Source organism: Pseudomonas putida (genome assembly GCA_041879295.1).
Classification (GTDB): Bacteria; Pseudomonadota; Gammaproteobacteria; order Pseudomonadales; family Pseudomonadaceae; genus Aquipseudomonas; species Aquipseudomonas putida_Y.
On sequence record CP047153.1, the window covers coordinates 103,194 to 117,404 of the forward strand.

Sequence of the window (14,211 nt, forward strand, 5' to 3'; positions counted from 1 at the left end):
GGGGCGCCACTAGTGCTCCTTAGCCAGGCAGCAGGAAGCTCGTGTCGATTGCGTCATCAGGGACATCGACGCCCCACCACTCCTTCGCCTTCTCACGGAACATCTGCCATTCGAATTTTGAAGGGCTTCCATGCGTGCAGAGACGGCATTCCTGGGCTCCGGCCATTTGCTCCGAAACAGTGTTGTGCAGGTCGACTCCGCGTGGACTAAACCGAGCAACCGTGGACCCGTCACCGCTATAGTGAATCCACAGGGTCTGTCGGTTTGCTGCAATCTGAAGCTCGTAAAATAGCTCATGGTCAATTTGATCGGTCATGTCCGCCCCTGCTTAATCTGCAAGCCAATTTTCATCTCACGACTCAATCTGGGTTTAAATTAGAATGTCGAAACGCGTTTGTTGTAGAACGTGGTGCCGTCTGGAATGTCTTTGGTTACTAAGCTCATAGCGCCAATCGTTACATTGTTCCCAATCTTCAAGCTGTCAGAAATAATGCAGCTGTTAGCCCCCAAGCAAACGTCGTCGCCAATTATAAGAGAATAGCTTTCTCTACCAAGTGTTTTGATTCCGATAGTAGTGTTCTGGCGGATCAAGAAGTTTTTTCCGATCTGGGCATACCCGCTGATTACCACGCCTGGGAGATGGGCAATCTTAAAACCAGGACCAATCTGCGCGTCCAAACCTATATCTACTGAATATTTTCGATTAAGGCGCTGGCCCATCGCCCGGGCATAGGCCCTGGGGAAGCCACCCTTGGAGTGGAGATATTGAGCCAGTCGGAACAGGAAGAGAAAACGCAGTACATTGTACTTACGGGCACGCTTGACCACATTGAAAAACAGACTTGTTTTTCGACATGGCTGTTTCTTATTGGAAACCTCCATGCGCCAGCATTCGAGTAGTTGAGCGTATTTCAAGATTGGTACCAGATAGTTGAACTGTCTCGCTGGCATGATGGAGGACGAGCTCTCTCGCGTAAAGCGGTTCAGGAAGATGTGGCTCTACTTCTGGGTGGATCCCGCCACTTGCCATGGAATGAAAAAAGCCCCCAGCAAAGCCGGGGGCGGTGTGCATGCTCAAGCCTCAAATTTCTGAGGTTCAGTCATACGGGGTTGCGGCCGTAGAAGGCAGGCCACGCTCTGCGCGGAATTCTTGTGCCATCTGCGCACGACGCATATCGGAGAGGATGTCGAACTCGCGCTCGTATTCAGGGTTGACGCTGCCCATTGCTGCGTAGGCGTCTCGGACCTTCTGTGCTTGTGCTTCGATTGCGTTGATCATGATGTTCCTGGTTGGGTTTGGAGGACTGAGGTGGACGGCTGGTGATCAGCCGGCGGCGAGCAATCGTCCATTCAGCTCTTTGAGCTTCTGGTCGTAGTGCTCAACCAGATCGCTGTATTCCTTCGACTGCCAGCTTTCTAGGCCGCCGGCGTTTAGGACCTGCAAGCAGTAGTCTTTCTGTCCTTGTATAGACAGGACGTCGTCTTTGATCAGTTGCAGATAATGGTTCATGGTGTGTGTCCGCCCGAAGCGTTGTTGGCTAAGTACTCGGTGATGGCGCACATGCAAAAAGAAACTCCGGGCAATAAAAACCCCAGGCAAGCCCGGGGTGTGGTGGAGCGTTCGCCTAAGTGAGCCTGAAGGCGTTATTCACCATCCGCGGCCTGGTCGCGAGGGCGAAGCAGCCGCACTGCATAGGTGCCGCTTACTACGTGGTCAACTTGGGCTGAAAAACGGCTGGTGCCCGCTTCAATTGCCTCTGTCGAGCAGTCTGGGGTGAAGCGCGCAGTCGTTGTGCTCAGCACATTGTTGCCCTCGCTGTAGTATTGAGCGATCAGGCGCCTGGCACCGTCATCCCCGCCTTGTAGGTAAGCGATTGCCTCTTTGATGCCGACCGCTGTTTGGTACTGCTTTTTGGCCACACCAGAGGTGCAGTTGAAACTCAGGTCGTCGACGATCAGCCAACCTTGAGACCCCAACCGATCAGCAATGAGCGTTTTCAGCGCATCGGCATCATCTGCAGTGGTTGCAGGTGAAGTTGCAGTCGCCTCACCTGTTAGGTGTTTTGCGTCGATCCGGTGAGCCAGGTCCTCGGTCACAATGAAGTGCGTGGAGCCAATGGTTCGGACGACTCCACGCCCTTCGATTGGGGACTCCAAGCGATCGAGCAGGGGTCTGGTGTCGCGAATCTCCACTCCCTCTCCGGTCTGGGAGATACGCACGATGCACGCCATCTCGACGATGATCCGTGCAAGCTCCGGGGTCAGGCAGGTCGCTATTTTCACGAGTGTTGTCATGGTTTCTCTCCTGAGGAATTGAACATCGTGCTCAGGGATGAGTTACATGGCAGAACAAGGACGCTGGCGCTCGCCGGCACATCCGTTACACGCGTGCGTGAGCCATCTCCATGGGCAAGTTCAACCAGATTACCCTTCTGAGGAGTGCCACCCATGAGCAGCAACAAAACCGTTCCTGTCGCCGAGTACCGTCGTGCCTATGACCGTCTCCACCGCAAGGTCAATGACTACCATGCCTGCTGCAGTGCCGGTGAAGTTTCCCATTGGAAAGAGATGACCCAACGTGTTTTGGCTGAGGTCTCGAACATTTCGTGCTCGCGTGCGAAACCTGATGATGTCGAAAACATGGCCAAAGCGCGTGCGAGGGTCGAGGGCTACCTGGCCGCAGCCGACGAGCGAATCGAGGCCTACAAACGCGCTGCGTGACGTTTTCAATGCGAGCAAAAAAGTGATTATTGGCGGATGAGCAGTATGGAATACCTTCAATACACGCCGGCGCCGTCGGCACGCAGTGCTGATGTTCGCCGCATGCGTGCGGCATTGGCGAATGCAGGCTACATGGCCAGCGAGAACGATATCGAGCGTCTGTGGGATGACTACAGCTTCGCGAGACGCTTCTACAAGGCAGGTTGGTTTGATTTGCCCCAGGACGATGAGCAACTGCTGGAGATTCTGCTTGTTGGGTTCAAGGTGAAGCCTGTCCCCTACGACGATGACGATTCTATACAGTGGCCTTCGAACTGGTAGTACCTTCCGACAGGCCTGATCCCCTAACGCTGCACCACCCCGTTCTGCTCACGCAGTTCGGGGTTTTTTACACCTGCGCTTCCTGCTCAGGAGGGCAATGTCAGTGAGGGGCAACTCAAAGAGCCTGCGGCGATCGGCTGCTGATACCCGCAGCTTCGGCCGCGGGAGCTGCCGTCTGGGGTGGCTTATCAGGTGTTGTTGGCCATTCCTAGCTATACGGCCAACCCACTCCTTGAGGAAGAACCCAATGCAAACCATGCCCGTGACCATCGCCATGCTGCGCAACATTGCACCCGTTTCAGTGGGCGCCAGCCAGTTCAACGGAAAGCCAGTGTTCAAAGCCTACTCGAAGACCGTGGACCGCTATTTTGAGCTGCGCGGTGACGCCTCAACCAGCGATCACTATGCAGCACTGGTTGCCGAGTTCGGCGACGCAATCAGCAAGCCTGCGGCAGATCATGATGTCGAGCAATGCCCCCGGTGCTTCACCGATCTTGAAGTATTCCAGGTTGGCCTTTGCGACGACTGCCAAGCACTCGGTTGCTGAACCAATAACGTTTCATCCACCCGGCCCACGAGGCCGGGTTTTTTGTGCCTTGCAGATGGTGGGCAGGTAGTTCATTGTTGATTATTGTTGTCCTATAGTTTAAAAAAGAAGCTTCCCTCAGCCCTGCGTGGATGGGCCGAAGGTGGAAGGGGTCTGGATGACCAACTGTTGCCATACATAATTTTCGAGGACTCTGCATGCCTGATCCATTCGCACATCACCTGCGGCTTAAGCGCCCATGTGCGAACTGTCCATTTCTCAAGGAGGGAGCGATCGAGCTTGCGCCTGGGCGATTGGACGGGATTATTGAAGGGCTGATGGAGGATGATCAGAGTACATTCCAGTGCCACAAGACGGTCCACTCACGAAAAGGTGGTGAATGGGATGAAGACGGCAATTACAAGGCCTCGGGCCATGAAGCCATGTGTGCTGGTGCTGCGGCTTACCTGATGAAGAATAGAAGTCCCACGGTCGCCATGCGGTTTGCTTTTGCTACGGGAGCCGCAACGCCTAGTGACTGGGATGATGTAGCAGCTTCAATAATCGATTGAATCAGGCGGCATGCCGCCGGGCCTTCACAATTTCGGGTGCAAGAATTTGGAAAACGAAGTTCAACTCCAAGATCGTCCATTGACGCCAGACGAGTTCAGAAACCATTACAAGAAGCGGGGCTGGAACGGCCGTATGCTTGCCATTCGCTGGAAGAAAACAGCTGTATGGATCAGCAAGGTGGTCAACGATCCAGACCGTGATCCGCACTGGGATGACGCGGTCCGCGGCTTGCCAAAAATTGTGATCACCAAGAAGTCAAAGGCGAAGTAGGCGCGATCGGCACCGAGGATCCGCGCAGGTCTTGGCCGTCTGGCTCGTTATACTCCTGGCAGAATGAAAGTCGAATGAGGCGTATGTAATTGCGTTCCGCATCTCCCTGAGTCATGCAACGCAAGCCTCAGGAGATTGCACATGGGAACACTCAACTCGACCCCTACTGGTCCGGAGATGCCTCTCAAATTGTGGGGAGGAGAACAAGGCCAGCGGCTGCGTCGCGCCCAGGCACGTCACGAGAGAATGGTAGCCAAGGCGATCAACGGCAACGTATCTAGCCGCCGTCTCAAACAATTGGTCATGCGCTATGACCGGATACTTCTCGCCGCCGTAAAGCTCGTGCCTCGGTAGCAAGGAAGAATCACGACCATCAAAAAGCCTCAGCCATGCTGAGGTTTTTTTTTGGTGCGCCAGGCATGGCGCGTTGCGCGCAAGCGCAACCAGCTTGGCTGTGGTGGCCACGCTGGTGACTGGGAGGTGAAAGTCCTCTACACACCCGGCAAGGGGAAGTGTTAGCCAGAGGCAAGGGTGTCGCGGGTGACTGCGAATCTGAAGGAAGCCCGAGGCAAAATGCTGGCCTGACGAACAGGAAGCGGATAGAGGCGGCGCAGCGGGGTAAGAAGGCCAAAATCTTCAAAGCCCAATACTTGCACGGAACGCTGTGACGTAGATCCGACAGGCATAAGCAGGAAGGTCGCGCGAATTACCCTGGGAGATCTGCACGTTTGCCAGTGTGCTACCGAGCGTCGAGAGGCGATGGGATGAGCGTGCAGAAGTCAGCCGAAGCCGTAGTAAGTGGCGAATAACCGCGCCACCAAGGGCCGAACAGGTTATGCCGCCAGTAGGCGTCAGAGTCTCGTTGAATACCGAAATGCAGAAATTTCTCCAAGAGAAGACTGTGACTCCGAGTCCCGGACAGAATCCGAGGATGACGGCTGACAGCGCAAAGGTATCGACGGCATCTGTGACGTGGACGAACGCGGAGCCGGACACGCTGATGGCGCGGGTGCTTGCACCGGCCAACCTCAGACGTGCGTATCAGCGCGTGGTCAGCAACAAGGGCGCGCCGGGTGCCGATGGCATGACGGTCGACGACTTGGCGGACTACGTGAATCAGTATTGGCCGATCCTCCAGAGGAGGTTGCTGGCCGGCGAATACCACCCGCAAGGTGTACGCGCCGTCGACATCCCCAAACCCAAAGGCGGCACCCGACAACTGGGCATTCCCTGCGTCGTGGATCGCCTGATCCAACAGGCACTGCTGCAACAGCTCACGCCGATCTTCGACCCGCTGTTTTCGGATTACAGCTACGGCTTCCGTCCGGGCAGAAGCGCCCACCAAGCCATCGAGACAGCCCGCGCCCATGTGGCGGCAGGGCATCGCTGGTGCGTGGAACTCGATCTTGAGAAATTCTTTGACCGGGTCAACCACGATCTCCTGATGGCGTACGTGGCGCGCCAAATCGTAGATAAACGCGTGCTCAGACTGATCCGGCGGTACCTCCAAGCCGGTGAGATGTCGGGTGGGATCGCCAGCCGACGGCAGGAAGGGACGCCGCAAGGCGGCCCGCTCTCGCCGTTGCTGTCGAACATCCTGCTCAACGAACTCGACCGCGAGCTGGAACGGCGGGGTCATCGCTTCGTGCGTTATGCCGACGATGCGAACATCTATGTGCGCAGCCCTCGTGCTGGCGAACGAGTGATGGCCAGTGTTGAGCGCTTCCTGAATCAGCGCCTGAAACTAACGCTGAATCGGGATAAGAGCCGAGTAGCCGGGTCTTGGATGTGTGATTACTTGGGTTACGGGATGAGCTGGCATCAGCAACCGAGACTGAGAGTGGCGACGATGAGCCTGGGTCGCTTGCGCGACCGGCTCAGAGAGCTGCTACGTAAAGCGCGGGGCCACAAGGTGGCGACTGTCATCGAGCGGATAAACCCCGTGCTGCGCGGATGGGCGGGCTACTTCAAGCTGAGCCAGAGCAGACGGCCACTTGAGGAATTGGACGGCTGGGTGCGTCACAAGCTTCGCTGTATCGTCTGGCGTCAATGGAAGCGGCCCTCTACGAGGGCGCGCAACTTGATACGCTTGGGACTTAATGCGGCGCGGGCGTGGAAATCGGCAGTCAATGGCCGAGGCCCATGGTGGAACTCGGGAGCGCCCCATATGAATCAGGCGTTGCCGAAGAAGCTGTGGGACCGCCTCGGGCTGGTCTCGATACTGGATACGATAAACCGACTTAACCGTATAACCTGAACCGCCGTATACGGAACCGTACGTACGGTGGTGTGAGAGGACGGCGGATGTGAATCCGCCTCCTACTCGATCCCGCTGAAAGGCGATCGGCGCAGCTGCAGGGAGCCGGCGAGCTGGCTTATTCATCTCATCTGTGCGTTTACGATACATAACGCGTACGTGTAATATCAGCGACTCATATCCAGGAGCCCCCCTCAGCCATGCATACACCTTCCTCTGCTCGTAAAACCCAGCTGAGTATCCAGGTGCTGCCAGAGGCTGAAGCCTGATGCTCCCCGTCGACGAACTGAAGGCTGTCAGGGCCCGTGTCACAGAGTGCCTGGGGCTGGCGGCGTCTCATCTTTCCCGTGACATTCCAGAGATACCGGTCCTGTTTAACCTCACTGGTAAATCCGGTGGCATGTTCAGGTACCGCAAAGACAAGGGAACTGGCCGGTGCTACGACCTGCAGTTCCGGTTCAACCGCATTTTGGCGCGAGAGAATCTCTCAGAGTACCTCGATCAAATCTGTCCGCATGAGGTCGCCCACTATGTCACTCACCTGGTATGGGGGGCAGAGGTCGATCCGCACGGGGCCGAATGGACTCAGATTATGGTTGAGGTGTTCAAGGTCCAGGCCGACAGATGTCACCAGCTTGACACATCGAGATCGGTGAAGAGGGAGTTCCTGTACCAGTGCGGGTGTGAAGGTAGAACATTCCGGTTATCGACCAAAAGGCACAACAGCATGGTCAGGCGGACGGCCCTATACAGCTGCAATGCTTGCGGTCAGCTCCTGGCTTTCATCCGAGAGGCTGATAAGGCTGCGGCCCAGGTCATCTCAAAGCTGTTCATTAGCACCCCGGGCCCCGCGATCGACACTGCTCAAGCTGACCGGATCGCCAAGCTCATCATTGATCACCAGGTGAACCAGGTCGTCATTGACTGCTCAATCACGGGTGAGCGCTACCGCCAGCTGATAAGCAAGAAATTGAATGTCCCGTTGGCCTCGGTGACTAGGCATCCGACCCCCGACACCCTGCCAGGCGGGGTGACTCACGCCATCGTCTTCGGCGATGGCCAAGACGATCGCCAAGGGCGCGTAGCCAAGGCTTTCGAGCAGCGAGGGGTGAAGGTACGGATGGTGCGAGCAGGTGTTGGCTGAGGTGGCGGTTATGAAAGCGCCCATTACCACTGAAGCAATTTGCGTAGAGCCCACCATGCGTCATACCGAACCTACCCAGCAATACCCCGATGCCGCGGACACTTTCCGCCTGAAAGCATTCCGAGTCGTCACCGGCGAACTGTTCGCTGCAGCCAATGCGCAGCATGCGCTCGACATGGCCAAATCGCACCTCTCACAGCCCCAGCTCAGCCTGCGTGACGTCGTCGCGGCGAACCACTGGGATTGGGTGGTAACCGATGAGAATGGCGTTGAGCTCGCCGCCGGCGCTTCGGCGCTACTCGCCCGGGCTACCGCACCGGGCTTGCTTGGTCGTTGCAGAACAGACCATTCCTACCAGACCGTGTTCGTCGAAGATCTGAGCGGACGATGCTTGGAATGGGCCATGCGTGAAGCGAGCTTCAAGGCATTTGGTTTCATGATGAGCGCTGAGCCTGGCTGCCCAGTCGCCACTCAGAGGGACGCCGTACGGCGGTGGCTTGGGGATGTCGTGAGCGTCCCTGCAGATCTACATATCCTGGACGTGCAAGCGGCGTGAGCCTTTTGCATGCCGGCACCATGCACCCAGCGGCAGGGGAGAGGCCTCACGTCATACATGTCCGTGTGGGCCATCTCCACCTACAAACTTAACGCACATGAGGTGCCGCACCATGACTAACCCAAACCAAGCAGTAGCAGTCTCCACTGAAGGCCGTGTACCAGCTGATTGGAAAGCTCCTGACTTCTATCAGCCATTGGACCTTCTGCGGGCCAAGCTGGCGTTCCAGTTCGGTGATTTCGCACATCTTGTGCTCAGTCAGTTCGAAAAAGCGAAGACAGCCTACATGGGCCGCGATTTGTCGCAGGCTCAGTTCCCCCGCACTGGCGAGGAGGCGATGATCGAGCTTGAGGTTCGAGCTCAAACCCTGCAGTGGGTTGTTGAAATGGCCGGTCTGACAGGGAAAGCTGTCGACTACGCAGCCAACCGCTATCACGAGGACACCGCGTTCTTGCTGGTCTACTCGATGCCAAACGAAGATGGGCTCCAGACGTTCCGCTGTGGTGGTGGTAGCCCGGGCGCCGCTCTTGCTCAATTCGCGCAGCAGAATCCTGACCGAGTTCAGCTCGTGCAGGAGATCTTTGTGGACAAACGAAGCCTTCAGCCGGAAGCGGCATAACGATTCACCCAAACCCCACCGCTGCGGATTCCACGGTCATCTGCCCATTCCATGAGCATCTGACCACCGATTCCACGCTGATCCGGCCACCCATTCCACGCGCATCCGGCCACTGATTCCACGGCCATCCGGCCACTCAACCGGGCAGGCAGCTACGCAGGATTTCTTCACTACCATCGACCTCTTTTTCGAAGCAGAGAGGTCGTCGTGGAGCGTTTATCCATGCGTAAGATTCGCGAAGTACTACGTCTCAAGTTCGAGGTCGGACTATCAGCTCGCCAGATTGCGGTCAGCGTGCAGGTCGGTCGTGTCACCGTCGGCGACTACCCTCAATCGTTTTGCCGCCAGTGGTCTCAGTTGGCCCTGTTCGTTGTCCGATGCCGAGTTGGAGCAGCAACTGTTCCCGCCGGCCCCGGCGGTTGCCAGCGAGAAGCGGCCTTTACCCGATTGGGCATGGGTGCATGCCGAACTGCGCCGCCCCGGGGTGACCCTGGCGCTGCTCTGGCAGGAGTACCGCCTGAGCCAGCCGCAGGGCTTTCAGTACAGCTGGTTCTGTGAGCACTACCGGGCCTGGCAGGGCAAGCTGGACGTGGTGATGCGTCAGGAGCACCGCGTCGGCGAGAAGCTGTTCGTCGACTATGCCGGCCAGACGGTGCCGGTTATCGACCGCCACAGCGGCGAGATCCGCCAGGCGCAGGTGTTCGTCGCGGTGCTCGGCGCGTCCAGCTACACCTTCGCCGAAGCCACCTGGTCGCAGCAGCTGCCGGACTGGCTAGGCTCGCATACCCGTTGCTTCGCCTTCCTCGGCGGCGTGCCGGAGATCGTGGTGCCGGACAACCTGCGCAGCGCGGTGAGCAAGGCCCATCGTTACGAGCCGGACATCAACCCCAGCTACCGCGACCTTGCCGAGCACTACGGAGTGGCGGTGGTGCCGGCGCGGGCACGCAAACCGCGCGACAAGGCCAAGGCCGAAGTCGGCGTGCAGGTGGTCGAGCGTTGGATCCTCGCGGCCCTGCGCAACCGTCAGTTCTTCTCCTTGGACGAACTCAACAGCGCCATCTCCGTGTTGCTGGAGCGGCTCAACCAACGCCCGTTCAAGAAGCTGCCGGGCTCGCGCCAGACGGCCTTCGACAGCCTGGATCGTCCGGCGCTGCGCCCCCCTGCCGGAGCAACCCTACGTCTACGCCGAGTGGAAGAAAGCGCGGGTGCACATCGACTACCACGTCGAGGTCGATGGGCATTACTACTCGGTGCCGTATCAACTGGTGAAGAAGCAGCTGGAGGTGCGCCTGACGGCGCGCACCGTCGAGTGTTTCCACGCCAACCAGCGAGTGGCCAGCCACCTGCGCTCAATGCACAAGGGCCGGCACAGCACGCAGGCCGAGCACATGCCCAAGAGCCATCGCGAGCATGCCGAGTGGACGCCACAACGGCTGATCCGCTGGGCCGAGCAGACCGGGCCGAACACCGCCGGCGTGATCCGGCACATCCTCGAACGGCGCATCCATCCGCAGCAGGGCTACCGGGCCTGCCTGGGCATCCTGCGCCTGGGCAAAACCCACGGCGAAGTGCGCCTGGAGTTGGCCTGCCGTCGCGCCATCAGCCTCGGCACGTGCAGCTACAAGAGCCTCGAATCGATCCTGCGCCAGGGGCTGGAGAACCTGCCGCTGGCCCAGCAGCACCTGCCCCTGCTGCCGGACGACCACGCCAACCTGCGCGGCCCCGGCTACTACCACTGAACACAAGGAATCCCACCATGCTGCCCCATCCGACCCTGGACAAGCTGCAAACCCTGCGCCTGCACGGCATGCTCAAGGCGCTGAACGAACAACTGAAAACCCCGGACATCGACAGCCTGAGCTTCGAGGAACGCCTCGGCCTGCTGGTCGACCGCGAGCTGACTGAACGCGACGACAAGCGCCTGAGCAGCCGCCTGCGCCAGGCCCGGCTCAAGCACAACGCCTGCCTCGAAGACATCGACTACCGCAGCCCGCGCGGGCTGGATAAGGCGCTGATCCTGCAACTGAGCGGCGGCCAGTGGCTACGCGACGGCCTCAACCTGATCATCGGCGGCCCCACCGGTGTCGGTAAAACCTGGCTGGCCTGCGCCCTGGCCCACCAGGCCTGCCGAGAAGGCTACAGCGTGCGTTACCTGCGCTTGCCGCGTTTGCTGGAAGAACTGGGTCTGGCCCATGGCGACGGGCGCTTCGCCAAGCTGATGAGCAGCTACGCCAAGACCGACCTGCTGATCCTCGATGACTGGGGCTTGGCCCCGTTCACCGCCGAACAGCGGCGCGACATGCTGGAGCTACTGGACGACCGCTACGGCCAGCGCTCGACCATCGTTACCAGCCAGATGCCGGTGGACAACTGGCACGAACTGATCGGCGATCCGACCCTGGCCGACGCTATCCTCGACCGCCTGGTGCACAACGCTTACCGGATCAATCTGAAGGGTGAATCAATGCGCAAACGGACGCAGAAATTGACGACGCCAGCCAACCCGGACTAACAATGCCACCCCTGCGTCGCTGCGCTCCGACTGCCCGGCCGGATGGCCGTGGAACAGGTGGCCAGATGGCCCTGGAATGCCTGGCCAGATGAGAGCGGACTGGGTGGCCGGATGGCGTGGAATCCGCACCTTGTGCAAGGCTTTCCGCAATGTCGTGCGCCGTGGGATTGGCTGGTTTGAGTACCATGAAGGCTTCAAACCCTACATGCGCCACCTCCCCGATATCGTCTCCAAGCCATTGAGCGACGCGCTTGTGAGCTGGCACATCGTCTCCAATGTCATTAAACAGCTTGAGATAGGCTTTAGCAGGGGCGATGACAGTGCCGTAGTCGCCTGAGCGCATTTCATCGAGATGAAGCGCATAATCGTTTCGCTGTCGTGCGTGCGCAGCTGTTTGCTTTGCTCGGCGAGCGCGCTCCCTTTCATCTTGCTTGGTCTGCCACTCTGACAAAACCGGCGCAACAAGATTTTCGACCCACTCCATTAGCTCAGTGGAGTGCGCAGCGAAGCGTCTTGCGACTGCACGAACCTCAGAGCCATTCTGTTCGTCATGCGGAGTGAGCTGAACCAAATGGCGCCAACGTTCATCGCTGTGATCCGAGTGATCAAGCGTCTCGAGTAACGCAATCACATCAGCGGCGTTCGGCGCAAAAGCGGATGACCGCTCTCTCAACCGCCAGGCTAATTGCCAAAGATTGTGATGACTGGGTCGTTCGAGTAGTACATATCGCTGTACGGCCTGGCGTAAACGATCTTCGCGGCGTATGAGGATCTCGAGCTGCTGGCGAGATTCGCGGTGATATCCGGCGCTAGCATCAAATGGTTCTAGCCAAGACCAGAGCTTTTCGGCGGTGACGCCACCGGTTTCTACGCGACGTGCGGTCAGGTGATATGCCAAATCAGTTAAGACGTCATTTCCGGGACGGTCGTACCGCTTGCCAAGTGTTTCTGCTGCTACGGCTAAGCGGTCAAGTATCCCTTCAATCCTAGAGTCAGGAAGCCGCATTTTTAGGCCTAACAGTACCCCAATCGTACTGCTGTTATTGAGGGCGTGAGCGACCACTAGATCGACGATAAGTCTGTCGTCTACACGCTCGTAACCAATCTCATCAATCAGCTCGATGGCTAGTCGAGTCGAAAGTTCATCTTCATAGCCGTGTAGCGCGTGCAGGATAGTCGACCAATCATCCTCACCATCTATTTCGGAAAGAGCATCACCTGCGGCTCTCCGGATCGCGAAAATGATCTTTGGTTCGAGAATTATCCTTCGCAAATCAACTGTTAACTGTGAAGCAATCTTTTGACCTTTTACTGCTTCGAGCAGAAGGAGGCATAGACCAAATGGCGTGTCCGGCGCTGTAATCAGTCGCCGTATGTCTCCAATGAGCTCGGGTTGTGTGATGCCACGTAACGAATAAGGTTGCCAAGCCCGAAAACGAGGATTGTCGGTAGCCAGTACCTCTAGTGCGGCAAGTAGCGAGCGAGCCTGCTCGACGGTGAGATCGTCTGCATCACCATATTCGATCACGCCCATCGGATCAGTGGAGATTACCGCTTGAGCAAGAGCTGGCTCATGAGCAAGCCACGCATGAATGCCACGTAAACTTGCCGGCACGAGTCCATGGCTGTGAAACATTGAAAGCAGGCGCCTGCGTTTTTGCGGGGTGTCAGCCTGTTTCACGAGCCATTGAGCCCCGAGATATTCGCCGACACGACGATGCACATAGCCAAACCGATCGGCACCATCGGCTTTGAATAACCGTGTGCCAAGCATTTCCCCTATGAACTCTCCGTCAGGAAGGCGAGAAATATCGGCGAGCTGCACCTCGCCTTCAGCGGAGTTGGCTGCGGATGCTCGAACGATGACTTCGCTGCCAGTAAGAATCAAACCAGCAAAGGCAGCGCCTGCGGTGTCAAGACCTGTTTCTCGTGCGAGCTGGATGTGGGCCTTCGCATCCCGGTGCTCGACGCGCAAAACCTCAACTGCTCGACTGAAGAGCTCGCTACGTGTCTCCGGCAGCTTTCCCGATCCGGCGACAGTGGAGATGAGTTTGAGGGTCTGTGGATTGCCAAGTAGCCCGTTGAGCCCGCGCGCGTTGAAATGCTCGACCACCGTTCTGGCGCTCTCGACCCCAAGGGAGACACTTAGAAAGATTGTTGCATCATCTTCATCAAAGGGCTCTAGATGCAGCTCAAGCGGCTCCTCTGGATACTGCTCACGAATAGCCTCTATCCCAGTGGCGCTGCGCCAGTCCGCGACACGGCACGATAGCACGAAGTGCGGGTAGCCAAGTCTTCCAAGCTGGCGTAGCACTAAGTCCACCGCATCACCTTCTTGTTGAGCGTTTACCTCATCAAGTGCATCAATCACCAGCGTCTTGGCGTCGCCCAGTAGTGTTCTCGGGTCATGACGATTGATCAGTTGGCGAGCGGTGCAGCGTGCATAGCCGGGAGCGGTTGCAAGCCATTCGAGCAGATGTGACTTTCCCATTCCCGCTTCCCCGAGAATGAGAAGAGGTTCGTTCCGCTCATGCAGCTCGACTTGAGACAGCTTGGCTCGACCGTTTGGGATTTCGTACCAAAGCGTCCGTTCAACAATCTCGTGCACCGTCAAATTTGCACATTCACTCATGTCTTACCGACGCCTCATCCGGTGCCCAAGCCTGATTCTATCCTGCTGAGATTTAGGGTTGAAAGCTGCCATTCAGCGTG

General features: G+C 57.8%; 16 protein-coding genes and 1 pseudogene. 11 read left to right on the forward strand and 6 right to left on the reverse strand.

Annotated elements, in window-relative coordinates:
* Positions 1–19: 19 nt before the first annotated feature.
* From GST84_26945 to GST84_26965, 5 genes are all read right to left on the reverse strand, one after another.
* Positions 20–316 (reverse strand): hypothetical protein, encoded by a 297-nt coding sequence (locus GST84_26945; protein XGB15948.1) that lies wholly within the window; start codon positions 314–316, stop codon positions 20–22.
* A gap of 59 nt (positions 317–375) precedes the next feature.
* Positions 376–951, reverse strand: coding sequence for a serine acetyltransferase (locus GST84_26950; GenBank protein XGB15949.1), 576 nt, complete (start codon positions 949–951; stop codon positions 376–378).
* A 145-nt stretch (positions 952–1,096) separates the two neighbouring features.
* Complete coding sequence (locus GST84_26955) at positions 1,097–1,279, reverse strand: hypothetical protein (GenBank protein ID XGB15950.1); 183 nt, start codon at positions 1,277–1,279, stop codon at positions 1,097–1,099.
* Between the two features lie 45 nt (positions 1,280–1,324).
* Positions 1,325–1,510, reverse strand: coding sequence for a hypothetical protein (locus tag GST84_26960; GenBank protein XGB15951.1), 186 nt, complete (start codon positions 1,508–1,510; stop codon positions 1,325–1,327).
* A gap of 134 nt (positions 1,511–1,644) precedes the next feature.
* Positions 1,645–2,295, reverse strand: coding sequence for a hypothetical protein (locus GST84_26965; GenBank protein ID XGB15952.1), 651 nt, complete (start codon positions 2,293–2,295; stop codon positions 1,645–1,647).
* Positions 2,296–2,448: 153 nt separating this feature from the next.
* Between GST84_26965 and GST84_26970 the strand changes: the two genes are divergently transcribed.
* From GST84_26970 to GST84_27020, 11 genes and pseudogenes are all read left to right on the forward strand, one after another.
* Positions 2,449–2,721 carry a hypothetical protein gene (locus GST84_26970; protein ID XGB15953.1) on the forward strand — a complete coding sequence of 91 codons (273 nt, stop codon included), beginning with the start codon at positions 2,449–2,451 and terminating at the stop codon, positions 2,719–2,721.
* 45 nt (positions 2,722–2,766) lie between these two features.
* Positions 2,767–3,042 (forward strand): hypothetical protein, encoded by a 276-nt coding sequence (locus tag GST84_26975; protein ID XGB15954.1) that lies wholly within the window; start codon positions 2,767–2,769, stop codon positions 3,040–3,042.
* A 247-nt stretch (positions 3,043–3,289) separates the two neighbouring features.
* A complete protein-coding gene (locus tag GST84_26980; protein ID XGB15955.1) occupies positions 3,290–3,589 on the forward strand; it encodes a hypothetical protein in 300 nt (99 codons plus the stop codon).
* Between the two features lie 197 nt (positions 3,590–3,786).
* A complete protein-coding gene (locus GST84_26985) occupies positions 3,787–4,140 on the forward strand; it encodes a hypothetical protein (protein XGB15956.1) in 354 nt (117 codons plus the stop codon).
* Between the two features lie 10 nt (positions 4,141–4,150).
* Entirely contained in the window at positions 4,151–4,411 is a 261-nt protein-coding gene (locus GST84_26990; GenBank protein ID XGB15957.1) for a hypothetical protein, read from the forward strand.
* A gap of 835 nt (positions 4,412–5,246) precedes the next feature.
* Positions 5,247–6,668 (forward strand): group II intron reverse transcriptase/maturase, encoded by a 1,422-nt coding sequence (gene ltrA, locus GST84_26995; GenBank protein XGB15958.1) that lies wholly within the window; start codon positions 5,247–5,249, stop codon positions 6,666–6,668.
* A gap of 400 nt (positions 6,669–7,068) precedes the next feature.
* A complete protein-coding gene (locus GST84_27000) occupies positions 7,069–7,812 on the forward strand; it encodes a hypothetical protein (protein XGB16087.1) in 744 nt (247 codons plus the stop codon).
* A 55-nt stretch (positions 7,813–7,867) separates the two neighbouring features.
* Entirely contained in the window at positions 7,868–8,368 is a 501-nt protein-coding gene (locus tag GST84_27005; protein ID XGB16088.1) for a hypothetical protein, read from the forward strand.
* Positions 8,369–8,480: 112 nt separating this feature from the next.
* The gene (locus GST84_27010) at positions 8,481–8,987 is read left to right on the forward strand and encodes a hypothetical protein (GenBank protein ID XGB15959.1); all 507 of its coding nucleotides are present in this window, start codon (positions 8,481–8,483) and stop codon (positions 8,985–8,987) included.
* A gap of 222 nt (positions 8,988–9,209) precedes the next feature.
* Positions 9,210–10,726, forward strand: a pseudogene (locus GST84_27015) (IS21-like element IS1491 family transposase).
* 17 nt (positions 10,727–10,743) lie between these two features.
* Positions 10,744–11,499 carry an ATP-binding protein gene (locus GST84_27020; protein ID XGB15960.1) on the forward strand — a complete coding sequence of 252 codons (756 nt, stop codon included), beginning with the start codon at positions 10,744–10,746 and terminating at the stop codon, positions 11,497–11,499.
* Here the strand turns inward: GST84_27020 and GST84_27025 are convergent.
* On the reverse strand, positions 11,432–14,131 hold the full coding sequence (locus GST84_27025) for a hypothetical protein (protein ID XGB15961.1): 2,700 nt from the start codon (positions 14,129–14,131) through the stop codon (positions 11,432–11,434). The genes GST84_27020 and GST84_27025 overlap by 68 nt on opposite strands.
* Positions 14,132–14,211 lie beyond the last annotated feature (80 nt).

Coding starts and splice junctions, on each gene's coding strand:
- GST84_26965 (XGB15952.1), bottom strand. CDS start 2,295: ATGACAACACTCGTGAAAATAGCGACCTGCCTGACCCCGGAGCTTGCA.
- GST84_26945 (XGB15948.1), bottom strand. CDS start 316: ATGACCGATCAAATTGACCATGAGCTATTTTACGAGCTTCAGATTGCA.
- GST84_26970 (XGB15953.1), top strand. CDS start 2,449: ATGAGCAGCAACAAAACCGTTCCTGTCGCCGAGTACCGTCGTGCCTAT.
- GST84_27025 (XGB15961.1), bottom strand. CDS start 14,131: ATGAGTGAATGTGCAAATTTGACGGTGCACGAGATTGTTGAACGGACG.
- GST84_26950 (XGB15949.1), bottom strand. CDS start 951: ATGCCAGCGAGACAGTTCAACTATCTGGTACCAATCTTGAAATACGCT.
- GST84_27020 (XGB15960.1), top strand. CDS start 10,744: ATGCTGCCCCATCCGACCCTGGACAAGCTGCAAACCCTGCGCCTGCAC.
- GST84_26975 (XGB15954.1), top strand. CDS start 2,767: ATGGAATACCTTCAATACACGCCGGCGCCGTCGGCACGCAGTGCTGAT.
- GST84_26980 (XGB15955.1), top strand. CDS start 3,290: ATGCAAACCATGCCCGTGACCATCGCCATGCTGCGCAACATTGCACCC.
- GST84_26960 (XGB15951.1), bottom strand. CDS start 1,510: ATGAACCATTATCTGCAACTGATCAAAGACGACGTCCTGTCTATACAA.
- GST84_27010 (XGB15959.1), top strand. CDS start 8,481: ATGACTAACCCAAACCAAGCAGTAGCAGTCTCCACTGAAGGCCGTGTA.
- ltrA (XGB15958.1), top strand. CDS start 5,247: ATGCCGCCAGTAGGCGTCAGAGTCTCGTTGAATACCGAAATGCAGAAA.
- GST84_26990 (XGB15957.1), top strand. CDS start 4,151: ATGCCGCCGGGCCTTCACAATTTCGGGTGCAAGAATTTGGAAAACGAA.
- GST84_26985 (XGB15956.1), top strand. CDS start 3,787: ATGCCTGATCCATTCGCACATCACCTGCGGCTTAAGCGCCCATGTGCG.
- GST84_26955 (XGB15950.1), bottom strand. CDS start 1,279: ATGATCAACGCAATCGAAGCACAAGCACAGAAGGTCCGAGACGCCTAC.
- GST84_27000 (XGB16087.1), top strand. CDS start 7,069: ATGTTCAGGTACCGCAAAGACAAGGGAACTGGCCGGTGCTACGACCTG.
- GST84_27005 (XGB16088.1), top strand. CDS start 7,868: ATGCGTCATACCGAACCTACCCAGCAATACCCCGATGCCGCGGACACT.